19 protein-coding genes, 1 riboswitch and 1 other annotated feature are annotated in these 24,752 nt (G+C 48.5%); of the genes, 14 read left to right on the plus strand and 5 right to left on the minus strand.

The window, feature by feature from the left end; all coding sequences use genetic code 11:
* The 6 genes from ADIAL_RS06995 to ADIAL_RS07025 all read left to right on the plus strand — a co-directional run.
* The coding region (locus tag ADIAL_RS06995) for a LysM peptidoglycan-binding domain-containing protein (RefSeq protein WP_034301854.1) at positions 1–407 on the plus strand (407 nt) is incomplete at its 5' end.
* A 40-nt stretch (positions 408–447) separates the two neighbouring features.
* Complete coding sequence (locus ADIAL_RS07000; RefSeq protein ID WP_081757738.1) at positions 448–900, plus strand: LysM peptidoglycan-binding domain-containing protein; 453 nt, start codon at positions 448–450, stop codon at positions 898–900.
* 110 nt (positions 901–1,010) lie between these two features.
* Positions 1,011–1,227: a binding site (T-box leader), on the plus strand.
* Between the two features lie 55 nt (positions 1,228–1,282).
* Positions 1,283–3,700 carry a leucine--tRNA ligase gene (gene leuS, locus ADIAL_RS07010; RefSeq protein WP_034301856.1) on the plus strand — a complete coding sequence of 806 codons (2,418 nt, stop codon included), beginning with the start codon at positions 1,283–1,285 and terminating at the stop codon, positions 3,698–3,700.
* Positions 3,701–3,767: 67 nt separating this feature from the next.
* Entirely contained in the window at positions 3,768–5,531 is a 1,764-nt protein-coding gene (locus ADIAL_RS07015; RefSeq protein WP_081757740.1) for an ABC transporter ATP-binding protein, read from the plus strand.
* A gap of 189 nt (positions 5,532–5,720) precedes the next feature.
* Positions 5,721–7,382: a putative polysaccharide biosynthesis protein gene (locus ADIAL_RS07020; protein ID WP_034301857.1), complete on the plus strand. Its 1,662-nt coding sequence runs from the start codon at positions 5,721–5,723 to the stop codon at positions 7,380–7,382.
* Between the two features lie 84 nt (positions 7,383–7,466).
* Entirely contained in the window at positions 7,467–8,186 is a 720-nt protein-coding gene (locus ADIAL_RS07025) for a pseudouridine synthase (RefSeq protein ID WP_034301858.1), read from the plus strand.
* 83 nt (positions 8,187–8,269) lie between these two features.
* On the opposite strand, the gene ADIAL_RS07030 is transcribed toward ADIAL_RS07025, so the two are convergent.
* Positions 8,270–8,533 (minus strand): hypothetical protein, encoded by a 264-nt coding sequence (locus ADIAL_RS07030; protein ID WP_034301861.1) that lies wholly within the window; start codon positions 8,531–8,533, stop codon positions 8,270–8,272.
* Positions 8,534–8,629: 96 nt separating this feature from the next.
* Complete coding sequence (locus ADIAL_RS07035; protein WP_034301863.1) at positions 8,630–9,478, minus strand: NAD(P)H-hydrate dehydratase; 849 nt, start codon at positions 9,476–9,478, stop codon at positions 8,630–8,632.
* A 262-nt stretch (positions 9,479–9,740) separates the two neighbouring features.
* Between ADIAL_RS07035 and pepV the strand changes: the two genes are divergently transcribed.
* A complete protein-coding gene (gene pepV, locus ADIAL_RS07040; RefSeq protein ID WP_034301865.1) occupies positions 9,741–11,150 on the plus strand; it encodes a dipeptidase PepV in 1,410 nt (469 codons plus the stop codon).
* A gap of 528 nt (positions 11,151–11,678) precedes the next feature.
* Here the strand turns inward: pepV and ADIAL_RS07045 are convergent.
* Positions 11,679–12,872: an iron-containing alcohol dehydrogenase gene (locus ADIAL_RS07045; RefSeq protein ID WP_034301868.1), complete on the minus strand. Its 1,194-nt coding sequence runs from the start codon at positions 12,870–12,872 to the stop codon at positions 11,679–11,681.
* Positions 12,873–13,140: 268 nt separating this feature from the next.
* Here ADIAL_RS07045 and gcvT point away from each other — a divergent pair, with 268 nt between their 5' ends.
* From gcvT to ADIAL_RS07080, 7 genes are all read left to right on the plus strand, one after another.
* Positions 13,141–14,253 (plus strand): glycine cleavage system aminomethyltransferase GcvT, encoded by a 1,113-nt coding sequence (gene gcvT, locus ADIAL_RS07050; protein WP_231492118.1) that lies wholly within the window; start codon positions 13,141–13,143, stop codon positions 14,251–14,253.
* 68 nt (positions 14,254–14,321) lie between these two features.
* Positions 14,322–14,708 (plus strand): glycine cleavage system protein GcvH, encoded by a 387-nt coding sequence (gene gcvH, locus ADIAL_RS07055; protein WP_034301871.1) that lies wholly within the window; start codon positions 14,322–14,324, stop codon positions 14,706–14,708.
* An 83-nt stretch (positions 14,709–14,791) separates the two neighbouring features.
* On the plus strand, positions 14,792–16,147 hold the full coding sequence (gcvPA, locus tag ADIAL_RS07060; RefSeq protein ID WP_034301912.1) for an aminomethyl-transferring glycine dehydrogenase subunit GcvPA: 1,356 nt from the start codon (positions 14,792–14,794) through the stop codon (positions 16,145–16,147).
* A complete protein-coding gene (gcvPB, locus tag ADIAL_RS07065; protein WP_034301873.1) occupies positions 16,148–17,626 on the plus strand; it encodes an aminomethyl-transferring glycine dehydrogenase subunit GcvPB in 1,479 nt (492 codons plus the stop codon).
* Positions 17,627–17,795: 169 nt separating this feature from the next.
* On the plus strand, positions 17,796–18,581 hold the full coding sequence (locus ADIAL_RS07070) for an SDR family oxidoreductase (RefSeq protein ID WP_034301875.1): 786 nt from the start codon (positions 17,796–17,798) through the stop codon (positions 18,579–18,581).
* A gap of 500 nt (positions 18,582–19,081) precedes the next feature.
* A riboswitch (Lysine riboswitch) is annotated at positions 19,082–19,250 on the plus strand.
* A 75-nt stretch (positions 19,251–19,325) separates the two neighbouring features.
* Positions 19,326–21,050, plus strand: a complete 1,725-nt coding sequence (locus tag ADIAL_RS07075) for a Na+/H+ antiporter NhaC family protein (protein ID WP_034301877.1) — start codon at positions 19,326–19,328, stop codon at positions 21,048–21,050.
* Between the two features lie 344 nt (positions 21,051–21,394).
* Complete coding sequence (locus tag ADIAL_RS07080; protein ID WP_034301879.1) at positions 21,395–21,910, plus strand: O-acetyl-ADP-ribose deacetylase; 516 nt, start codon at positions 21,395–21,397, stop codon at positions 21,908–21,910.
* Between the two features lie 65 nt (positions 21,911–21,975).
* Here ADIAL_RS07080 and ADIAL_RS07085 read toward each other — a convergent pair whose 3' ends face one another.
* Both ADIAL_RS07085 and ADIAL_RS07090 read right to left on the minus strand, forming a co-directional pair.
* Positions 21,976–22,917 carry a DUF368 domain-containing protein gene (locus ADIAL_RS07085; RefSeq protein ID WP_051503797.1) on the minus strand — a complete coding sequence of 314 codons (942 nt, stop codon included), beginning with the start codon at positions 22,915–22,917 and terminating at the stop codon, positions 21,976–21,978.
* Positions 22,918–23,218: 301 nt separating this feature from the next.
* Positions 23,219–24,742, minus strand: a complete 1,524-nt coding sequence (locus ADIAL_RS07090; protein ID WP_034301881.1) for a ClC family H(+)/Cl(-) exchange transporter — start codon at positions 24,740–24,742, stop codon at positions 23,219–23,221.
* Positions 24,743–24,752: the final 10 nt, after the last annotated feature.

Raw genomic sequence — 24,752 nt, forward strand, 5'->3', positions numbered from 1 at the left:
GCGACACGCTGAGTAGAATCGCCCGCGACAACGGAACAACCGTATCGAGCCTGCTGGCTTTGAACAACTTGAGCAGCGACCGGATCTTTATCGGCCAGTCATTGAAAGTTAACAGCACAGTTGCGGCGCCAGAAACAGGCCAGCCTGAAGTGAAAGAGTCGGTATATACCGTACGCTCCGGTGACACATTGAGTAGAATCGCCCGCGACAACGGAACAACCGTATCGAGCCTGTTGGCTTTAAACAACTTGAGCAGCGACCGGATTTTTATCGGCCAGTCATTGAAAGTTAACGGCACAGTTGCGGCGCCAGAAACAAGCCAGCCTGAAGTGAAAGAGTCGGTATATACCGTACGCTCCGGCGACACGCTGAGTAGAATCGCCCGCGACAACGGAACAACCGTATAGAGCCCGCGACAACGGAACAACCGTATCGAGCCTGCTGGCTTTGAACAACTTGAGCAGCGACCGGATCTTTATCGGCCAGTCATTGAAAGTTAATGGCACAGTTGCGGCGCCAGTAACAGGTAAACCAGTTCAGGAAGCGGTTAGACCTGTACAGCAGCCTGCCCAAGAGTCTAGAGCGTCCGCCTACACGGTTAAAGCTGGGGATACGCTAAGTGGTATAGCGCGTTCCCTGAGTGTGACAGTGAATGAACTGAAAGAGTGGAATCAGCTTTCCAGTGACATCATTTTCGTCAACCAGAGACTGAGTATTCAAAAAGCGGATCAAAAACCGGTTGATAATACAATAAAAGTAACCAGCTACACTGTTCAGCCCGGCGACACACTCTCTCATCTAGCCAGACGCTTCAACACGACAGCCCGTGAATTGATGACAGTGAATAGTTTGTCGACCGACCTGATATTTGTGAATCAGCAGCTGCAGCTCCCACAGTAAACAGAAGCAGTACAAAGGACCAAGGCTTTGCAGTAGTTGCTGATACGCTTTTGACTGCAGTATTGCAGAAGGGGTCTGGCTCTGGTAAAATGAACAAGAATAGAAGAAAAAACAATACAGTGCGCAGGAGTATTAGGTCAGACTTTTTTCTAGAGAGTGTATGGGTGGTGGAAATACACAAAAAGTTAGCTGAACTCGCCTGCAAGTTGCTTTCGGGAATTAAAGTACCGTTAGCCGTTCTCCACGTTAAAGAGAAGAGGCTGTCGCCTTTTTTTATGAAGGTCGGCAGTGAACTTAGGTGGTACCGCGATGAATAACGCCCTATGGACGACAGGAAACTGTTGTCTGTAGGGTTTTTTAATATAAAAGGAGTGTTAGGATAATGACGTTTGATCATAAAACAATAGAAAAAAAGTGGCAGGACTTCTGGGATAAACACCAGACGTTTAAAACGACAGAAGAGGAAGATAAGGAGTATTTTTATGCACTGGACATGTTTCCTTATCCATCCGGTCAAGGTCTGCACGTAGGTCATCCAGAAGGGTATACGGCAACAGATATCGTATCACGAATGAAACGGGCTCAAGGCTATAACGTCTTGCACCCGATGGGGTGGGATGCGTTTGGCTTGCCGGCTGAGCAGTATGCACTGGATACCGGGAACGATCCGGCAGAATTTACTGAGCAGAATATCCAGACATTTAAGCGTCAAATCAAATCGCTTGGTTTCAGTTATGACTGGGAAAAAGAAATTAATACAACGGACCCTGACTATTACAAATGGACTCAGTGGATTTTTACGAAGCTGGTAGAAAAGGACCTGGCATATGAAGCAGAAGTTCCAGTCAACTGGTGTCCGGCATTAGGCACAGTATTGGCTAATGAAGAAGTCATCGACGGGAAATCAGAGCGTGGCGGACATCCGGTCTACCGCAAGCCAATGAAACAGTGGATGCTGAAAATTACGGCTTACGCGGACCGCCTGCTTGATGACTTGGAAGAAGTCAACTGGCCTGAACATATCAAAGACATGCAAAGAAACTGGATCGGCAAATCAGAAGGAGCGGAAATTACCTTTAAGGTTAAAGATTCCGAGCACACCTTTGATGTCTTTACTACGCGTCCGGACACGCTGTTCGGCGCAACCTACGCCGTACTGGCGCCAGAATCCGATCTGGTCGATCAGATCACCACACCAGAGCAAGCAGAAGCAGTAGAAGCTTACCGCAAAGAAGCCAATCTGAAATCTGATCTGGAACGAACTGACTTAAACAAAAACAAAACCGGAGTCTTTACAGGCGCGTATGCAGTCAATCCTGTCACTGATGAAACAATGCCGATCTGGATTGCCGACTATGTTCTTGCTTCCTACGGTACGGGTTCAATCATGGCAGTGCCGGCGCATGACGAGCGCGACTATGAATTTGCCCAAAAATACGACCTTGAAATCCGCCCAGTCATCGAGGGGGGGGACACGGATGAGGAGGCCTACACAGGTGATGGTCTGCACATCAATTCAGATTTTATTAACGGTCTGAATCAAAAAGAAGCGACTGATAAAATTATTTCTTTCCTTGAAGAAAAGCAGCTTGGAAGTCAGAAGACAACTTACCGTTTGAGAGACTGGCTGTTTGCCAGACAGCGTTACTGGGGCGAACCAATCCCGGTTATTCACTGGGAAGACGGCACGACTTCGACCGTTCCGGAAGAGGAACTGCCGGTTACTCTGCCGAAAACAAAAGAAATCAAACCATCCGGCACTGGAGAATCACCACTGGCGATCATTGACGAATGGGTTAATGTCGTGGATGAAAAAACTGGCCTGAAAGGCAAGCGGGATACCAATACGATGCCACAGTGGGCAGGCAGCTCCTGGTACTTCCTGCGCTTTATCGATCCGCATAACCCTGATCAGTTGGCAGATCCGGAAAAAATCAAGAAATGGCTGCCGGTCGATCTGTATATCGGTGGAGCCGAACACGCTGTACTACATCTCTTGTATGCCCGTTTCTGGCATAAATTCCTGTACGATCTGGGAATCGTGCCGACAAAGGAACCGTTTGAAAAGCTTTATAATCAGGGCATGATCCTGGGCGAAAATAATGAGAAAATGTCCAAGTCCAAAGGCAATGTAGTTAATCCGGATGTGGTCGTGGAAGCTTACGGGGCGGATACTTTGCGTTTATATGAAATGTTTATGGGCCCGCTGGATGCGGCAATTGCCTGGAGCGAAGACGGCCTGGAAGGCTCGCGCAAGTTTTTGGACCGGGTATGGCGTCTGTTTATCGATGAAAACGGTCGGGTAAGAGACCGCATCACGACCTACAACGACAAGTCCTTGGAAGTCGTCTACCACCAGACCGTCAAAAAAGTGACGGAAGACTACGATAACCTGCAGTTTAATACAGCTATTTCGCAGCTGATGGTCTTTGTCAATGCAGCCTACAAGGCCGATGGACTGCCGCTGGAATACGTGAAAGGCTTTATCCAGCTGCTGGCCCCGATTGCCCCCCATGTATCTGAAGAATTGTGGAGTCTGATCATTCAGTCGGGACTGAGTTTGGCTTATGAAAGCTGGCCAACTTATGATGAAACCAAGCTGGTCACAGATGAAGTGGAGGTTGTTTTCCAGGTTAATGGCAAGGTTCGTGCCCGGGCTCAGGCATCCAAGTCCGTGTCAAAAGATGCGCTTCAGGAAATGGCTATGCAAGACGGCAAGATCCAGGAAATGTTGGAAGGAAAAACGGTCCGTAAAGTGATTGTGGTTCCCGGTAAGCTGGTCAATATTGTTGCCAATTAAATAGAGGATAGAAAAAGGGGAGGCCATGTTCTTCCCTTTTTTATCCAGCATAAAGTGAGGAAAAGAAATGAAAAAGCAGGAAGGCTTGAAAACACCGACTAAGCAGGACCTGAAGCAGTTTGTGGAACTGGTTTGGTCTACCAATATATCAAAAGCGCTGATTGCTGTAGGACTGACCGGCAGTCTGCTCACTACAGCGACACAACTGGCTATTCCGCTGATTACGCAGCGCTTCATTGACGGGATTGCATTCGACCAATTTACTCCCTGGATGGCCATACTGATTTTGGGCATATTTATCGTACAAGTCGTATTCAACGGCTTTTCAAATTATGTACTGCATAAAATCGGGCAGAAAGTTGTTGCGGGTCTCAGACGCTTTTTATGGGAAAAAGTTATCAGACTGCCAGTTGATTTCTTTGACCGGCACGCATCCGGAGAAGTTGTAAGCCGGATCACCAATGATACAACAATCGTCCAGAATTTGATCTCGTCCTTTTTCCCCCAGTTTATTAATGGGATCCTGTCCTTAAGCGGTATCGTCATTATCCTAGTTCTGATGGACTGGCAGATGACTGTGGTGATGCTGACGGCTGTCCCCCTGGCTTTCGCCCTGACACGCCCCTTGGGTAGACGAATCTCTTTGGTTTCGCGTGAAATGCAGGATGAAACGGCAGCATTTTCTGGTAAAATCCAACAGACCATTGCTGAGATCCGGTTGATGAAATCATCGACGGCTGAGCAGTTTGAAAAAGAACGGGGCGAGGAAGACATTGCCCGCTTGTACCGCCTGGGTCTTAGGGAAGGAAAATACATGGCCATTATTGGGCCGCTTATCTATTCCATGATGCTCGGGGTAATTGTCTTTGTGATTGGATACGGAGGGGTGAGGGTTGCGCAGGGAGAAATGTCGACTGGCCAGCTGGTTGCTTTTTTACTGTATCTGTTTCAGATCACTTTTCCCATCACAGTATTCATGAACTTCTTTATGCAGATGCAGAAGGCAGCCGGGGCAACTGACCGCATTTCTTCGATTCTTAAAGAAGAGGAGGAAGTCAAGCAGCAAGGTCAGGATGCATCCTTGTCCGGTCAACCGATTATATTTGACCAGGTCAGTTTCGGCTACGCAAAAAACCAGGAAGTGATCCGGAATATATCTTTTGAGGCAAGGCCAGGTGAAAAAGTGGCTTTTGCCGGTCCCAGTGGTGGGGGGAAATCTACCTTGTTTGCTCTGCTGGAACGTTTTTATACACCGGACAGCGGAGAGATTCGACTAGGGAATCAATCTATAGAAGGTATTGCTTTGTCTTCCTGGAGAAAGCAGATTGGTTATGTCTCGCAGGAAAATGCCATGATGTCGGGCACAATCCGTTCCAATATCTGCTATGGTTTGCCGGCGGCCGATAAGATACCGGATGAGCGACTATGGGAAGTATTGGAGATGGCTTATGCCAAAGAATTTGTTGCCGGCCTTCCCGATCAGCTGGATGAAGTGATTGGGGAACGTGGAGTAAAACTTTCTGGCGGTCAGCGGCAGCGAATCAATATCGCTAGGGCCTTTTTAAGAGACCCGAAAGTGTTGATGATGGATGAAGCAACAGCTAATCTGGACAGCCGTTCAGAGAAAAAAGTGTCTCAGGCACTGAATAATCTGATGGAGGGCCGGACGACCTTTGTCATTGCCCACCGTCTCAGCACGATTGTAGATGCGGACATTATTCTCTTTGTAGAACAAGGAAGACTGACCGGTAAAGGAACACACCAGGAACTGATGGATTCACATAACATTTACCGGTCATTTGCTAGTCAGCAGCTGTCGGACGAAGTATAAGACAGTAATTTGTCAATCCATAGACAATTGACAAATTATCCTGTGAAAAGATTGCACCAGGAAATATAAAGCAGTAAAATAGAGTCTGCGATAAAAGGAGCATCAGGCTCCTTTTTTCTGTGAAAATAAATTGAGCATTTTAGCCTGCAGCAACTAGTCAGTAGGCATCATGTGAAAAGAGGGTACAAAATGGACGTGGAATCACCAAAAACAATGACAGACAAACGGTCCCATGATCAGAAAATGGTCAGTGGGACGGCCTGGATGACAGCCGGTAGTATGGTGTCAAGGATTCTCGGCGCACTATACATCATCCCCTGGTTCGCCTGGATGGGAGGTCAGGGTCCGGGAGATGCCGCTAACGCGCTTTATCAGATGGGGTATACACCATATGGTTTCTTTCTAGCGCTGGCAACAGCAGGAGTGCCCAGCGCGATTTCCAAGCAAGTCAGCTATTATAATGCTTTGGGAGAGTATGAAGTATCCAAGTCGATTTACAAACAAGGTCTGAAAATCATGGCCTTCACTGGCGTCTTGTCAGCAGTGGTGATGTTCATCATCGCTCCGGTTCTGGCTGAAGCCAGTCCTTCAGCTAATGCCGGTGAAGCGGTGCTGGTCATGCGGGCGTTGACGCCGGCTTTGCTGATCATTCCGGCGCAAAGTGTGACCAGGGGCTTTATTCAGGGGCATAATACTATGGCGCCGTCCGCGATCTCCCAGATTTTGGAGCAGCTGTCGCGGATCATCTTCCTGCTTTCCACAGTGTACTTGATTCGTCAGGTATACGGGGGAGAAGTTGTTACAGCTGTAGCCTTTTCGACTTTTGCTGCCTTTATCGGAGCTGTCTTTTCCCTGATATACCTTGGCTATACACTGAAGAGAATGAAGACAGCATTTAATTTTGACCCATCTGAGAGCAAAGGCGAAGTGTCGGTATCGCCCAACGAACTGATTGTCAACATCATCAAGACATCGATCCCCTTTATTGTAATCGCAACAGGGATTATTGTGTTCCAGATTGTAGACCAGCTGACTTACGGTCCGCTGATGAATCTGTTTTCTGATATGGATGAGGGGATGATCGAGCAGACTTACGGGATCACTCAGGCCAATGCGCATAAGCTGATTATGGTGCTGACGTCCTTCGGGACAGCGATGTCGATTGCATCTGTTCCATTAATCAGTGACCTGATTGCCAAAAATAATATGAATGAAGTCAGAAGGCAGTTTTCCAAAGGCATTCAGCTGCTGCTGTTTGCTATGTTCCCAGCGGCGATTGGTATGGCCGTCGTAGCTGAACCGCTGTACACGATTTTTTACGGTCATAACCCGTTGGGTACAGGCATTACTCAGGTTTCGGCCATCATGAGTATTTTTGTGGCCTTGTATGCAGTCCTGGGTAATATGCTGCAGGCAGCGAATTTGACGCGGCCCGCTATCAAAGCTTTATTTATCGGTCTTATCGTTAAGCTAGTCACACAAGTTGTCTTTGTCGGGCTAACGGGTCCTTACGGTATGCTGCTGTCGGCCATTGCCGGCTTTGGCGTCAGCTGTTTCCTGATGATGCGAATCATGCATAAGCACACACACTATTCGGCAAAAAGGCTGTTTAGACGGTCGCTTCTGATTCTGATCCTGTCTTTGGTGATGGGGTTAGGAACCTTTGCTGCCAAGCTGGGTCTTGGGATGATATTCAATTTCCAGATCCCGTTGCATTCACTCATCAGTCTGATGATACTGGCAGCGGTAGGCATGGCTATTTACGGCTATTTATCTTTAAAAACGAAACTTGCTGACCGGTTGATCGGGTCTCAGGCCAATCGTGTCCGGCGAAAATTGAGAATGAGCTGATTCTTTTACTGACCGCCCTTTCAGTCCTGTTTGTGGCTGAAAAGGGCGGTTTTTACAAAAATATGTGTAATGAAAGGTGTTTGTATGAGATTAGATAAACTGCTCGCGCATAGCGGGCTGGGGACAAGAAAAGAAGTCAAGAAACTGATGAAGACTAAGATTGTAAAAGTCAATGGGGAAGTCGTGACGGATCCGAAGGTCCATGTTGAACCTGACCAGGATCAGGTCTCTGTTGGAGGAGAGCCTCTGGATTATCAGGAATTTGTTTATTTTATGATGAACAAGCCTCAGGGTGTCATCAGTGCAACTGAAGATCTGATGCACGAGACAGTCCTGGACTTGCTTGAAATGCAGGACAGTCTGCAGGAGCCGCACCCGGTCGGAAGACTCGATATCGATACGGAAGGACTTTTGATCCTGACTAATGACGGCAAGCTGACACACCGCCTGCTGTCTCCCAAAAAGCATGTCGACAAACTTTACTATGCCAAGGTTGAAGGAGTTGTAACAGAAGCAGACGTAGACGCTTTCAAAGAAGGCGTCACCCTCGATGACGACTATCACACACTGCCAGCTGACCTTGAAATCGTCAGCATCGATGAGGAAAGGCAGCTGTCTGAGATCAGACTGACAATCAGGGAAGGTAAATTTCATCAGGTCAAGCGAATGATGCAGTCAGTCGGCAAGGAAGTTGTCTACCTCAAGCGCCTGTCAATGGGACCGTTGGAACTGGATGATAAGCTGGAACTGGGAACTTATCGCGAATTAACTAAAGAAGAAATCAGGCAGCTGAAAGAAGCCTGAAGCCTCAGGAACTGATCATAGAGCCGCACATAAGCAAAAGAGTCTGAACGATTCCCTTGGGGAAAACGTTCAGACTCTTTTGCTTACATAAAGAAGGTACTCAGGATCAAGGCAGCAAAACCGGCAGCGATATAGGTAAATGCCAAAGCCATCGTCCAGCGCATTTTTTTCTTGTCCTGTTCATGTTCCTCATGAGTCACATGGGTGCTGGCCTGGGGCATCGACCAGATAGAGAAGAGGAAGAAGCCGGCAATGCCAAAAAAGTACAGCAGCTGCAGATCCATTATCATCAGTAAGAAGCCCAGCAGGAAGACCCAGAGGCAGTTGATCCAAATATTCGTTTTCATCGTTCACAGTCCTTCGCTTGTTACTTGCTATCCTTTATTGTACCGTGCCGTCTGCCGGATGACAACTCCTTTAAAACAGGATCAACTGAGCTGGTTCTAGATAAAACTCAGCCGGCTTGAGCGCCTGGTGAATTCCTTCATCGTAAAGGGAATCTGGCGGATGATGTCGGTAGGCAGGGTAACGTACTGATTCCTTGCCAGTTCATCGGCGATATAGCTGTGTAGGAAGACGGCGGACAAAACAGCATGCTTCTGATTGCTGAATTGCGCCAGGAAGCCGGCTGTCATACCTGCCAGGGTGTCTCCCATGCCACCGGTAGCCATGGCGGGATTACCGGCAGTATTCTGCCAGATTTCATCACCATAGTAAACTTCCGTACGGCTTTTTTTAAGAACCACAATCGCCTCCAGTTCTCGGGCTTTGGCATGATTGGTCTCCAGATACTGCTCATCTATGGACAGCCCGGTCAAAGTCCGCCACTCTCCCAGATGAGGTGTAAAGACTAGCTGAGCCTGGGGCTTGGGCAGATCCTCGTTTACATGAAGATATATGGCATCCCCGTCCAGAAGCAGGATCTGATCCTCTTCAACGGATGCATAGACAGCTTTCAGAACTTCAAGCGACCGCTCATCCCGTCCTAGTCCGGGACCTACTACGATGACATCCATCGTATCGACCGTTTCCTTCAGCTTCTTTAAATCGTGCATGGACAGAAACATGGCTTCCGGCAGACGGGCATGCAGAGCGGACTGGTTGCTAAGGTCAGTCGCCACAGTCACCAGACCGGCCCCGCTATACACACCGGCCGAGGCTGACAGGATGATCGCCCCGCCCATCTGCTGATTGCCTCCGACAAACAGCACCCGTCCATAAGTGCCTTTGTAGCTTTCTTTTTTCCGCTTGGGAATAAAGCCCTCGACTTTTTCCCGGGTAATCTTATCCATCGAAAACCCTCCTTTCACTCAGTTTACTCCTTCCCAAGAAAACAGTCACGCCATAACACCGTCTGGAAAAAAGGGCGGACTGGCTGCCTAGCGTGAGCCGGGGGATTAAAAGGGTCTGGGTGTATGAGTGGACAGAAGCAACGCTGTCGTCAGCTTGAATCAGGTGTCACAAAGCAGGAGCCGCCTTTCTTTGATTGGAGTTTAAAGCGATTAATGATAAAATAGATAAAGAGACACGACTTTGTTTAGGAGGAATTAGAAGATGACAGAACATAAGATTGACTGGAAAGCGGAAGCGGCGAAGCGCAAGGAAGATTTCCTGAGTGATTTGTTCGACCTGCTGAAAATCGACAGTGTGCGTGATGATGACAAGGCGACGGCGGATGCACCGGTGGGGCCGGGTCCGAAAGAGGCGCTGGAAGCTTTTCTCAAGATTGGCGACCGAGACGGCTTTGTGACTAAAAATGTCGACAACTGGGCCGGCCATATCGAATATGGTGATGGAGATGAACTGATGGGTGTGCTCGCTCACGTGGACGTTGTGCCGACTGGAACAGGCTGGGATACGGATCCTTTTGAACCGGTCATCAAGGACGGACGTCTGTATGCGCGCGGATCAAGTGACGACAAGGGTCCTGGAGTAGCCGCTTACTATGCAATTAAAATGATCAAGGAACTGGATCTGCCAGTATCGAAAAAGGTCCGCTTCATAATCGGAACGGATGAAGAAAGTGAATGGAAAGGCATCAAGCATTATCTGGAAACTGAACCTGAGCCGGATTTTGGCTTTTCACCGGATGCGACCTTCCCGATTATCAATGGAGAAAAAGGAAACACAACGGTCTTCATTGAAACGCAGGCTGACGGCAGCGGAGCTGACAATGAACTGGTTCAGTTTGAATCCGGCTTGAGAGCCAATATGGTACCTCAGGATGCGGTAGCTGTCGTTCAAAGCAGCCAGCCGGAAGTGATTCAAGGTGCCCTGGACAGCTTCCTGAATGGCCTGCCGGTCAAAGGGGTAGCAGCTGTTGACGGAAACAGAGTGACACTGGAATTCACCGGTCAGGCGGCTCACGGAAGCAAGCCGGCAAGTGGAGTCAACGCGGCCACTTATCTGGCACGCTTCCTGAGCGACTTCTCTTTCGGCAAGGATGCCAAAGCTTTCCTGGAAATCATTGCGCTGTACTTGCATGACGATCCGGAAGGCAAGAAAATGGGGGTTGACCATGTCGATGCAGTGATGGGCGAGCTGACCTCCAACCCGGGCGTCTTCTCCTACAAAGCGGGAGAAAGCGGCAAAATTACGGTCAATATGCGCTATCCTCAAGGAACGACAGAAGATGAAATTTTCAGCACTTTCGAGAAGAAACTGTCCCAGTACGCTGTGACCTTGTCCCGATCAGAAGGTAAGGAGCCGCATTATGTGCCGGCCAATGATCCGCTGGTCACAACTCTGCTTGACGTCTACCACCGTCAGACCGGGCTGGAGGCACACGAAATGGTCATCGGCGGCGGAACCTACGGCCGTCTAATGGAGCGTGGAGTGGCTTATGGCGCGATGTTCCCGGACAGCGTGGACACAATGCACCAGGCCAATGAATTCATGGCCGTAGACGACCTGATGAACGCGATGGCAATCTACGCCGAAGCGATTTATGAACTGATCAAGTAAAAGGTAAGAAGAATAGGGAAAGAAGAGTCCGCTGGCTCTTCTTTTTATTTTTGGAAGGCTATGAGAAGAGGTTAGGAAGAGGCAGCGAGCCAACTTAAGAGGTAAAAGGTAGGCAAGCTGGCCCGCTAACGTGCTAGTGAGCTGACTCAAGAGGAAAAAGGTTGTCGAGTTGGCCGGCTGGTGTGCTGGCACGTCAACTCAACAAAAGCAGAGAATTATAAACGGCAAACAGCAGTGAGGTCTAGTTTAAAGGCATCTTTAACTGAGTAGGCTGCAAAGTAAAAATCGCCATGAGACGATTCTCAATTCAATTCAAACATCAAGTAAACAAAAGAGAAAAACCGCCTACATCCGAGCAGGCGGTTTTTTACATCTATGGATTAATATTGTTAACTGTTTTTTAGAAGTGAAGTCAGTCGACAGAAGCGATACCATCATTTCTCAGTAGCATCCGGCTGATTTCCTGCATTTTTTCTACACCGGGATCCGCATCATTTATGTGTTCACTCCTATTTATCTTCAGTCAGATTAGTAAGCAGTGTGAAGCGCGTGCAAGTAGATTTCTCTGGAAACGTCGAGTGTCTGGTCTCCTCTTTCGGAAATACTTACATTACCATGTTTTTCGAGCTGGTTGATCAGCGTATCGATGTCTGCTTCTGTCACACCGATTTCTTTAAGGTTCACTGGCATGTCGATAGATTTGAAGAAGATAATCGTCTTCAGGATGGCTGCATCGATTTTTTCTTCTTCTGTTCCCTCAGTGATGCCCCAGACATTCTCAGCGTACTGAACCAGTTTGTCCCATTTTTTAAGCTTACGCACAGTCATAACTGACGGCATCAAAGCGGACAGGGTACGGGCATGGTCTGTTCCATTCAAAGCTGTGAGTTCGTGTCCCAGAGCATGTGTAGACCAGTCTCCCGGTACACCAACTGACAGCAGGCGATTCAAGGCCATAGTCGCCGTCCACATAAAGTTGGCCCTGAGGTTGTAATCCAGACGGCGTTCATCGGTCACATCAGGTCCAATCTTAATCAGTATGCGCAAGAGACCTTCTGCCATTTCATCCTGCACCATACCGCCCACTGGATACGTAAGGTACTGCTCCAGAATATGGGTAAAGGCATCCATGACTCCATTCGCTAGCTGGCGCTTGGGGAGGGAATAGGTCAGCTCAGGTTCCAGGATAGAGAACTGGGGATACACTTTTGGACTGCCGAAGCCGACTTTGGACTTTTTCTCTTTAAAGGAAATGACAGAGCCGGAGTTCATTTCTGAACCGGTGGCCGGCAGGGTCAAAATCGTTCCAAATGGAAGGGCGGACTCGATGGGCTTGCCGGCTCCGATACCTTTGCCGAAGATATCAATCGGGTCACCGTTAAATTCGGCAGCCGCCGCAATAAACTTGGCTGCATCAATAACCGAACCGCCTCCGACGGCCAGCAGGTAGTTATAGTCTTCTGCCTTGATTTTCTCAACAGCTTTCATGCATGTTTCAAATGTCGGATTAGCTTCAATACCACCAAATTCTCCGATCGAGCGGTCTTTCAAGGCATCTTTGACCCGGTCGAACGTACCGAAACGCTTGACACTTCCGCCTCCATATAAGATGAGAACTTTCTTATCGGAAGGGATATGTGTGCCTAATTGTTCGATTTTCTGTTTCCCGAAGACCACTTTGACGGGATTGTGAAAAGTAAAGTCTGAAATGTGAGTGTTCATGAAATTCCTCCTTAAGGGTTGTGCTTCAAGTATAGCATATGCGTCTTTGAATGAGAAAAATGACGCTGGAAAGAAAGGAAATGAATAAGGAGCGCTACCACACGAACGTTTTAACCTTAATATTATTAAATCATTCGTTATATAAAAATGTAAACGGATTCTTTGTGCGTTTTGATGATTTTAACTGTTTGATAACGAATTAAATCATGTTAGAATGTAGGGGAAACGTGCTGGTGAACAGTACAAAAGAAGCAGTGGAGGGATGGCATTGGCGAAAGAAACAGTACAACTAAAACGGACACCTCTGTTCGACTACTATACAGACAAAGGAGTCAAGCTCGTGGATTTTGGGTCCTGGGCCCTACCGATCCAGTTTACGAAACTGATAGAAGAGCACCATGCAGTTAGAGAACATGCAGGACTGTTTGATGTCTCTCATATGGGGGAAATCGACGTCAAAGGCGAGCAGGCAACCGGCTGGCTGAATCGTTTGATTACCAATGACTTGTCAGCCATCACAAACGGTCAGGCGCTTTATACGCTTATTACCAATGAAGCAGGAGGCATTTTGGATGATGTCATCATTTTCAAGCGCAGCGAACAAGACTTTTTAGTAACACCCAATGCATCCAATACAGGCAAAATCAGAGACTGGTTTTTAAAGCATCAGGATGGCTCGGTCGACATTTCGGACCAGTCACTGGAAACAGGGCTGATTGCTCTTCAAGGTCCTAAGGCTGAAGCTGTAGCGGCAGAAGTGTTTGGTGAGTCAATCAGAGAGCTGAAAAATTATCATTTTCAGGCAGAAATAAATACTGCTGATTTTAAAAATGTACTGGTTTCCCGTACAGGCTATACCGGAGAAGACGGCTTTGAGTGCTATATCAGTTGGGATCAGACTGAAAAACTCTGGCTGGCTCTGCTGAAAGCGGGAGAAGCTTATCAGATTCAGGAATGTGGTTTGGGTGCGCGGGATACCTTGCGTCTGGAAGCCGGCATGCCTCTTTATGGACATGATTTGAGCGAGTCAGTGACGCCACTGGAAGCGGGCCTGAGATTTGCAGTCAAATGGGACAAGGAAGTTCCTTTTGTCGGACAGAAAGCTTTGGAAAAACAAAAAGCAGTTGGTGTAGAATACCTCTCCAGAGGCTTTGAACTTACCGAGCGGGGGATTGCTAGGGAAGGTTACCCTGTTTTCAGCGAAGCTGGAGAAGAGATTGGTGTCGTTACGTCCGGGACCCAGTCTCCAACTTTAAGCAAGAGTATTGGCTTTTTGCGCATGAAAAAAGAGGCTGCTAGGCTGGGGGAGACTGTCTTGATTCAGGTCAGGAAAAAGCAAATCCCGGCTAAACTAGTTAAAAAAACGTTTCTCAAGGTCTGACATGTTTTAAGGCCGTCACTGACCAACCACATGACTAAAACAACTTAAAAGAGAAAGCAGGAAATGATATGACAGATAAAGCCAAGCTATATTTTACCGAAGAACACGAATGGGTTGAGATTGTCAATGATACACTCGTGCGCATCGGAATATCAGACTATGCCGTTGAGCAGCTAGGAGATATTGTTTTTGTGGAATTGCCGGAAGCAGACACGGACTTGGGAGCCGGCGACGAATTTGCGACTGTTGAATCCGTCAAGTCAACTTCAGAAATCTATGCTCCAGTAGGCGGGGCAGTAGCCAGAGTGAACGATGCCCTGGAAGATGAACCAGAAAAACTGAATGAATCCCCGTTTGAAGACGGCTGGCTGATTGAGCTGAACGTGTCAGCAGATATAGATGTTTCCGGTCTAATGGATGCCGGTGCCTACGACGACTACGTTTCCAGCCTGTAAACATATGCAGAAAGAAGCGTATGCTAATGATACGCTTCTTTCTGCTCTTTTTTGATACTATCCAAATAAAAGGAGTGGCCTTTTTGACTAAACAACACCGCTATCTACCGACTACTGAACAGGACCGCAGGGAGATGCTTGATACTATTGGTGTCTCATCAATCAAGGATCTCTTTAAGGATATACCTGAATCCACCCGTGCGACCAAGGACAAGGCGATTGCTCTGGAAGACCCCCTGAGTGAACAGGCGCTCGTCAGACAGATGAAAGAACTAGCCGGCCAGAATGTGACCACCGATTCCCATGCTTACTTTCTTGGGGCCGGTGTTTATGACCATTATGCACCGAGCATCGTTAACCACGTTATATTAAGATCAGAGTTCATGACGGCCTATACGCCTTACCAGCCGGAGGCCAGCCAGGGTGAACTCCAGGCTCTCTTTGAATTCCAGACGATGATGTGTGAGCTGACAGGCATGGATGTGGCCAACTCAAGCCTCTACGACGGTTTTACTTCACTGGGAGAAGCCTGCAACCTGGCTGTATCCGCTACAAAAAAACAGGAAATCCTTTATTCCAAAGCACTGCATCCGCAGGCTAAGGAAGTGATCGGGACCTATGCATACGGCATGGAATATTCAGTCAATGAAATTGGACTGAACGGGACCCGGACCGATATGGAGGCTTTAAAAGCCGGTATTTCAGACGAGACAGCAGCAGTCATTATCCAGTATCCAAATTTCTTTGGGACAGTAGAGGACCTTAAGGAGATAAATGCCCTTATGGAAGCATCCAAAGGTCTGCTGATCGTCATGTCCAATCCGCTGTCCCTGGGCGTGCTTGAATCTCCCGGGAAACTGGGTGCGGACATCGTGGTCGGCGATACCCAGCCGTTTGGCCTGCCGATGAGCTTTGGCGGCCCGCACTGCGGCTACTTTGCGGTGAAGAAAAAATACATGCGAAAGATCCCGAGCCGAATCGTCGGTCAGACGGTGGATGCAGACGGCCAGCGCGGCTTTGTCATGACTCTGCAGACCCGGGAACAGCACATCAGACGGGAGAAAGCAACGTCCAACATGAGTTCCAACCAGGCGCTCTTTGCCCTGGCCACCTCTGTTTTTCTGGCCGCACTTGGTAAAGTCGGTGTCCAGGAAATGGCGGCCCAGAACATTAGTCATGCTCATTACCTGAAAAATCAGCTGAAGCAAAAAGGACTGACGGTCCTGTCAGAAGATGACTTTTTCAATGAGTTTGTCGTCCAGCTTGACCGCCCGGTAGCGGAAATAACCGAACAGCTCCTTGAAGAAGGCATTGTAGCCGGCCTGGATGTCTCAGAAGAACTGGGCTGGACTAATGCGATGCTGCTGTGTGCAACTGAAAAACGGACCAAGGAAGAGATGGACAAGCTCGTCTCACTGCTGACAGGGGAGGACAAGTAAATGACAACATACAACAGCCTGCTTTTTGAAATTTCCAAGCCTGGGCGTAAAGGATACAGCCTGCCGGAAACCGAAGTAGATCAGACAGCCGTCGCTGATATCTTACCGGCTCATTTAGTCAGAGAAGAACCGGCCGAACTGCCGGAACTGTCTGAGCTGCAGATCATGCGTCACTATACCGGTTTGTCAAATAAAAATTTTGGGATCGAGACCGGCTTTTATCCGCTCGGATCCTGCACAATGAAGTATAATCCTAAAATTAACGAAGATATTGCCCGCTACAGTGGTTTTGCCCATATCCATCCACTCCAGCCTGAACAGACTGCGCAAGGAGCTTTTGAGCTAATGCACCGGCTGGAAGAGAACCTTAAAGAAGTCACAGGAATGGATGCCATCTCCCTCCAACCGGCAGCCGGTGCCCAAGGAGAATGGGCCGGTCTTTTAATCTTCAAGGCCTATCATCAAGCAAACGGTGAAGGCGATAAAAGGCGCAAGATTCTGGTGCCGGATTCTGCGCACGGAACCAACCCGGCTAGTGCCGTTGTGGCCGGCTATGATGTTGTAGAAATCAAATCCAATGAGCACGGACGGGTCGGAATAGAAGCCCTCAAGGCTGCCGTTGGCCCGGATACAGCCGGCCTGATGCTGACAAATCCTAACACACTGGGTCTATTTGAAGTCGATATCGTGGAAATTGCCGAAATCGTTCACGAAGCGGGCGGCCTGCTTTATTATGATGGCGCCAACGCCAATGCCATCCTTGGTAAATCGACACCTGGGGAAATGGGCTTTGACGTAGTGCACCTGAACCTGCACAAGTCCTTCAGCACCCCGCACGGTGGCGGGGGACCCGGCTCAGGACCGATCGGCGTGAAAGATTACCTGAAGGCTTTTCTCCCGTCACCGCGTATCGAAAAAACAGCTGAGGGCTTCACGGTCAGCCGTGACCATCCTCAGGCAATTGGAAGGGTCAAAGGCTACTTTGGTAACTTTGGAGTGAATGTCAGAGCCTATTCCTACATCCGTTCCATGGGAGCAGAAGGACTGCAGCAGGTATCAGAAGATGCCGTGCTGCACGCCAACTACCTCAAAGCTCGACTGGCTCCTTACTATGACACGCCGTATCAGGACCACTGTAAGCACGAGTTTGTTCTTAGCGGGATGCGTCAGAAAAAGCAGGGGGTCCGAACGCTCGACATTGCCAAGCGTTTGCTGGATTACGGCTTTTACGCTCCGACAGTCTACTTCCCGCTGATTGTCGAGGAATGTCTGATGATTGAACCGACCGAAACAGAGGCCAAGGAAGAACTCGATGCCTTTGCCGATGCCATGATCGAAATCGCTAAGGATGCTGAAAATGATCCGGAAATCGTTACCGGTGCGCCGTATACCAAAGCCGTCCGACGTCTGGATGAGGTCACTGCCGCCCGCAAGCCGGTCGTGACGTTTCAGCGCAACTCTGCTGAACTGAAGAGATAGGCTCCGGGCTGTAGATAACAAGTTCCTGGTTAAGTTCACAGAGCACTAGCCAAAAGGTCAAGGTCAGCATGAGTGGAACCCTTATGCTATACTGAGATGACTACCCATTAAATTGAAAGACAGGTCGTTAAATGAAAATTTAAGGCCTGTTTTTTGCAAGGAGGAAATTATGGATCTTCAATTAAATGACAAGACAGCACTAGTGCTGGCATCCAGCTCTGGCCTGGGAAAGGCCATTGCCAAAGAACTGGCTTTGGAAGGTGCCAATGTAATGCTGACCAGCCGCAACAAAGACAAGCTGGTACAGGCCAAGAAAGAAATCGAACAAATGGCCAAAGGAAAAGTCGACTACATGGTAGCTGACGTTACGGACGCGGGCAGCATCAATGACTTGGTGGACGTTACCCGAAAAACATTCGGCAAGATCGATATCCTGGTTAACAATACCGGCGGCCCGCAAGCTGGAAGCTTCGACGACATGTCTGACTCAGACTGGCAGAAAGCTTTTGAATTGACTTTGCTCAGCTATATCCGCGCAGTCCGTGCAGTCCTGCCGGATCTTAAGGAGAATGGAGGACATATCCTCAATAATACCTCCTCCTCAGTCAAGCAGCCCATCGACGGACTCCTGCTGTCCAACGTTTTCCGGATGGGTGTTCAGGGACTATCGAAGAGCTTGTCTCAGGAACTGGCAGCTGACGGTATTATGGTTAATACAATCGGAGCCGGAAGAATTGAAACAGATCGTCTAAAAGAACTGGACGCCAAGCGGGCTGAAAAGCAGGGCATTTCTGTTGAAGAAGCCCAGGAAGCAATCAAGAAGCAGATTCCGGCCGGCCGTTACGGTGAGCTGAAGGAATTCGCCAAGATGGCTGCTTTCCTGGTCTCCGGAGTGAATACTTACATCACGGGTCAGACCCTTCTTGTGGATGGCGGACTGACCAAAGCCTTTTAAAAATAAAGTGGAAAGCTGGGAAAGATTCCCAGCTTTTTTTCTACCTTGCGTCATTTTAAAGAACGTCTAGCCTGCTGGGACTATGTCAAATAAAGAATTGCGGATGAACTCAGGAGATAAAAAGCAGCGAGCTAGCCCGCTAGCCTGAAGCGAGACAACTCAAGCAGCAAAAGAGCGACGAGTGGTGCCGGAAATACTGTAGCGTGCAAACTCACGGAGGAAACAGCAGCGAGCTGGCCCGCCAAATCCATAGCGAGACCATTCAAGCAACAAAAGAGGGATGAGCTGACCCAACCCAACCCAACCCATCCGACAGCGACTCTATCCAGGCAAATAAAGGCGAAAAGCAGCATCGTCAGCCGGCTAAACCAATCAGGAAGGGTGCAGAAATAAAGCACACACTAACGAGATAAGCAGAAACCAAACTAACGGGCGGGATTTCCAATCCATACCTTGAAATCTGTCCGGAAAAGGTGTATGATGTAAAAAGTTGTGAAAATTTAACAGATAGAGGCGCGAAGAAAAAGAGTACCGGTTTCGAGGAGGACATCCGAAGACGAACCGGGAAAGGGTTCTTTGCCGAAGGGCGGTCCGTTGTCAGCGGACTGTTCTGGGCCCGTGTTTAAAAGGCATGGGACTGTCACGATTTCGTGGAGCACTATCCTGATCTATGTGTAAGCATCTGGGACTGTGTGTGTCTGGGTGCTTTTTTCTATACAAAAAAAGAGGAAATGGAGAATCATTATGCAAAGAAAACTACAATGGTTTCTGCTGATTGGACTGCTGACATTTATTCCCAGTCCGGCTTTCGCTGCAGGTTCCAACGGCAATTTATCATCAACACTGGGGCCGGTCACGCTGATCCCGCCACTGGTAGCCATCGTTTTGGCTTTTATCACAAAAAACGTGGTTTTGTCATTATTTATTGGTATTTTTTCAGGCACAATCATTGCTCAATATGCGCAAGGGGCCAATATTCTTGGCGGGCTGATATTCGGCTTTACAGACATCGTCGACTACATTCTAGAATCCCTGTCCGACCCCTGGAACGCCGGGATCATTCTCCAGGTCCTCGTTATTGGCGGACTGATTGCTTTGATCACAAGTTCCGGAGGCGCCCGTGCAATTGCAGAAGCTCTGGCCAAGCGAGCCAAAGGACCGGTTAGTACCCAGCTGGTGACGTGGGCTCTGGGGTTGCTGATCTTTTTTGATGACTATGCCAATGCGCTGATCGTCGGTCCCATCATGCGTCCCGTATCGGACAAGATGAAAATTTCTAGAGAACGACTGGCTTTTGTCATCGATGCAACGGCGGCTCCGATTGCTGGAATTGCTCTGATTTCGACCTGGATCGGCTATGAAGTCGGCCTGATTAATGACGCCTACCAGTCGATCGGACAAAACGTCAATGCCTACGGGGTCTTCTTGCAGACCATTCCTTACCGCTTTTACAATATTCTGATGCTGCTCTTTGTTGTTGTGACATCAATCACTTTGAGAGAATTCGGATCTATGAAAAAAGCTCAGGAACGGGCACGGGATACGCACCAGCTGATTGCCCACGGGTCTTCCGCTGAAAGCCAGGAAGAAGAGCTGGAAGTCATTGCCAAAGGTAAGCCGTCTGTCTGGAGTGCTCTGCTACCAATCGGCGCCCTGATTCTGTTCAGCTTTATTGGCTTCTATACCAACGGCCGTCAGGCCATCATGGCGGGCGACAACGACTCTCTGATTCAGGCTATCCAGGCTGCACCGTTCTCATTTGTGGCCCTGCGTGAAACCTTCGGCGCGTCGGATGCGTCGGTTGTGCTCTTCCAGTCTGCACTGGTCGCCAGCATTATTGCCTTGATTATGGGCGTCGTTCAGGGACACTTCACATTCGGTAAAGGGATAGACATTTGGGTCACAGGCATGAAAACCCTGATGATCACCGGTGTGATCCTGCTGCTAGCCTGGTCTCTGTCCGGAGTCATGGGTGAGCTGGGAACAGCAGATTACCTGGTCTCCCTCCTGAGTGACCGCATGCCGCCGATCCTGCTGCCGACAGTGATATTCCTGCTTGGAGCCGTTATTTCCTTTGCAACAGGTACATCCTACGGGACAATGGGGATCCTGATGCCCTTAGCCATCCCGCTGGCTGTAGCCATGCAGCCTGAAAATGCGGACTTTGTGGTCATGTCTGCGGGAGCTGTTCTAACGGGTGCAATCTTCGGGGACCACTCATCACCGATTTCTGATACAACAATCCTGTCATCGATGGGAGCCGGTTCCAACCTGCTGGATCACGTCAAGACCCAGCTGCCTTATGCCGTCGCCATAGCCATCGTATCGGTATTTTTCGGCTACTTGCCGACTGCCTTCGGTCTGAACGTCTTTATCGTACTGCCCCTAGCTTCAGTAGTCGTTATCGGAATCGTCTTTGTTTTTGGTAAAAAAGTGGATACCACCGAGCACCAGAAACCTGTGGAATAAACAGACAGGTTATCGGCCTCTCCGGTCAAAACGGAGAGGCTTTTTTTCTACTTTTTCAACAAGACTCCACGTTTTTTCGTTTCTCTTGTATACGCCTCACAAGACCAGTTTGCCTCCTTGTTCTTTTCTGAGGATTTGGTTCTTTGGTAATGAAGCCTATTTAAAACATTCACCGGCAGTTGAATGCTGTAGCCTTGAATACCTCAACAGGCCAGTGAATAAGGGCGACTTTGCTGTTCATAGGTGAAGACAAGGGGACAAGGAGCGTATTGATTGCTTAATGTTAGCCGGAAGCTTACCCTTAAAAGGAGAAAACACTTGAACAAAAAAAGGGGTGACTGAGGATGAAGATAGAAGTGGTTAAAGGAGATATTACTGAACTGGAGATCGATGTCATTGTTAATGCAGCCAACAAGAGCCTGATGGGAGGCGGAGGTGTTGACGGGGCAATCCACCGGGCAGCGGGACCTGAACTAAAGGAAGCGTGCAGAAAACTGAATGGGGCAGCAACGGGTGAAGCCAAGCTGACTAAAGGATTCGACCTACCGGCCAAATACGTTATCCACACGGTTGGACCGGTTTTCAAGGATGGCAGACAGGGTGAAGCAGACAAGTTAAGGGCATGCTACTGGAACAGTCTCCAACTTGCTCACAAGTATCAGCTGGAGTCGATTGCCTTTCCAGCCATCAGTACCGGCATTTACGGTTATCCTATGGAAGAAGCTGCTCGGATTGCGGTAAAGACGGCGCAGGCCTTCAAGGAAAATGGCCCGTCAACAATCAAGACCATTCTTTTTGTGGCCTATGATCATGAGACTGAAAAAGTCATCAGACGCCACTTGCAGCTAAATAAAAACTGAAAGCAGCTGTATATGTAAAGCTCCCCCTGACCGTCAACTGAAAAAACGGTCAGGGGGAGCTTTTTTTACTGATTAGAAATCGGCTTGGATTCTTGGGGAATGGCCTCTGTAGAATCTTTTGTACGCCCTAAACCATAAGTCATGGCGTAGCAGCCGACTGCGAGCAAGAGGGCAATCAACAACCGGATAATTCCAGCACCTGTTAGCTGAGTGTGAGCCAGGGCTTGAGTGTTGGAGATGACGGCAATGGGTGAGGCCATGACCAGCCCAAGGATCCCGGCATAAGTGTAGCCAGGCTGTGTTTTAAAGAAATAGTCAATCAGCTTGCTAATCAGGATGATGCCGACGACCATACCTGCGGCATATGCTATGAGCAGAATAGTAAAGGGAATTAAAGCATCCATATCAAAGGTCCGAAGCGACTCTGTGAAACCGTTGATTGTATATATCACGGCATGGTAGTAGCCGATGATCAGCATCAGCAGGGAGCCACTGACGCCTGGAATAACCATGGCTGCAGCAGCAATCACGCCGACCAGAAACAGGGCCATCAGAGGACCGGCACCAAGTGAGACAGTCTGAACGCCTCCGCCGGCCACTTCAGCTACCCCCATCCAGGCTACAATCAGGAAGAAGACTAAAGCCAGTCCGATATGTACCGGTCCGATTGTTTTGTTTTCGGCCTTTAAGCTTTTAGTAAATGCCTTGTTCAGTATCGGCAAGCCACCGAGGATCAGGCCGACAAAGGCAAAGGTGGTATATAAAGGATAGCTGTCGAGCAGCCATTCAATCACAATGGAAAAACCAGCGACTCCAGCCAATGCGCCGACAATCAGAGGGATCAGTATTTTGAGGCTGGCTTTCGGTTCTTTTCGTATATGTGTGAAGGCATGAATCACATCATCGTAAATACCAAAAGATACTGCCATGGTCCCCCCAGATACCCCGGGAATGATGTTAGAGATCCCAATAAAAATTCCTTTTACAGCCATCCAAAAATAATTCATTTCAAATCTCCTTTGCATAGTAAGCACCTATTGTGCATCTTTAAGACTGCTTAATTTTACCATATATGAGAATTAATGATAGCAAAAAATCTATAAGAACCGAGCTATTGGCTGGTTAAATACTAAAAGAGCCCTGTAGTGACACTGGAGTCAAGAGGCTATGCCAACTGCTCCTGAAATATACTGAAAAAATTAGGCACAGCGTTCGCTAAACGGGCAAGGAAAATACAGAAACTAAACAGCCTTTTGAAAAGTTGCGAGTGGCTACTCTTCAAAAGGCTGCTATCTACATTTGGCCAAATCAGTTCAGCTTATCGATATATTTTTTGACTTGCGCAACAAAGCCCTGATCACAGGCGATTTGTATTTCATCTCCTGGCAAAAGGACTGTATCACGGTGAGGCATAAATTCATTGCTGTGGCGCTTGACCCGGATGCACTTGGCGTTATAGGGAAGGGCTAGATGATTCATCAGCATGCCGTCTAGGTAGCTGTTTGGCTCGACAAAAATATCCATATGAATCAGCTTGCCTTCAAAAACAGTCGGGAAGCGGTTGGTTTTATTGTACAAAGTGATTTCATCAATCGGTTCCAGACCCAGCAGATCGGCAAAAATATAGGCCGTTAGACACACGACAGCAATTGGCATCATCTGAGTGATTGAACCGGTAATTTCCGTAATCAAAACAATGGCTGTCAGGGGAGCTTTGGAAATGGCAGTAAAAAAGCCACCCATAGAAAAAATAACAAAATTGCGGATAAATTCATCTTCCATCCCGGTACCGGCAAGGGCCAGATTACCGAAAATACCTCCAAGAATCGCTCCAATAGTTAGCATGGGAATCAGCATGCCGCCTGGAATACCCGTACCGTATGCTATATGAAACGTTACAAAGCGAAAGACAAGAATACCCAGCAGGAAGACCGTAGCTGTCCGCACAGATGCAATCTCGCTGATGACGCCTGTTCCTCCTCCAAGCATATCGCCCCAGAACAAGCCCGTCGGGATGACCAGCAGGAAGGGAATAAAACCGAGCAGGTAGGAAGGAATCGGCATCTTCGCATACAGTCTCGGCATGACGAAAAGCATTTTCTGAAAGATCCAACCGGTTAGGGCTAAAATGATACCGAGGATGACCAGATAAATATAATGTTCCAAAGGAAACTCAGCCATTCGGCCAAGTGCCAAGGCTGGCTGAGAGCCGAAAATGTAAAAAGCCAGAAAATTGGCTGTGACTGAAGCGGAAAAGACAGTCAGAATCAGGATACCTGAAAAGCGGTGGTGGACCTCCTCCAAAATAATGACCAGGCCGGACAGGGGCGCGTTAAAAGCCGCAGACAGGCCGGCAGCCGCACCACTGGAAATCAAAATGTTTTCCTGAGACTTGTTGCCTTTCAGCAGCTTGTTCAGTCCCTGACCAACTACTCCCCCAATCTGGATTGACGGGCCCTCACGACCGACAGGAATTCCGGTTCCTAAAACAAGTGTGCTCGCAATAAATTTACGCCAGAGGATCGACCACCAGTTTAGGCTGAGCGTTCCTTGCAGCTGACCTTTCAACTCAGCGACACCGTTTCCCTGAATGTCCGGGTCGTCCCGACCCATGAGGATCACCAGAAAGCCAATCAACAGCATCACGAAAGTCCAGCCCGCGATGCGCAGGGGACTGTCTGCAATAGACCGGTAGACTGCCGGCATGAGGTCCAGTGTGATATAAATAGACATTCTAAAGGCACTAACGACTGCACCGGCAACCGCCCCAACTAGGATTCCTTTTAGAACATAACTGATTTTTGACCAGTCAACAAATGGTTTCTGTTGCATACAGATCTCC

The organism is Alkalibacterium sp. AK22, from assembly GCF_000585255.1.
Classification (GTDB): Bacteria; Bacillota; Bacilli; order Lactobacillales; family Carnobacteriaceae_A; genus Alkalibacterium.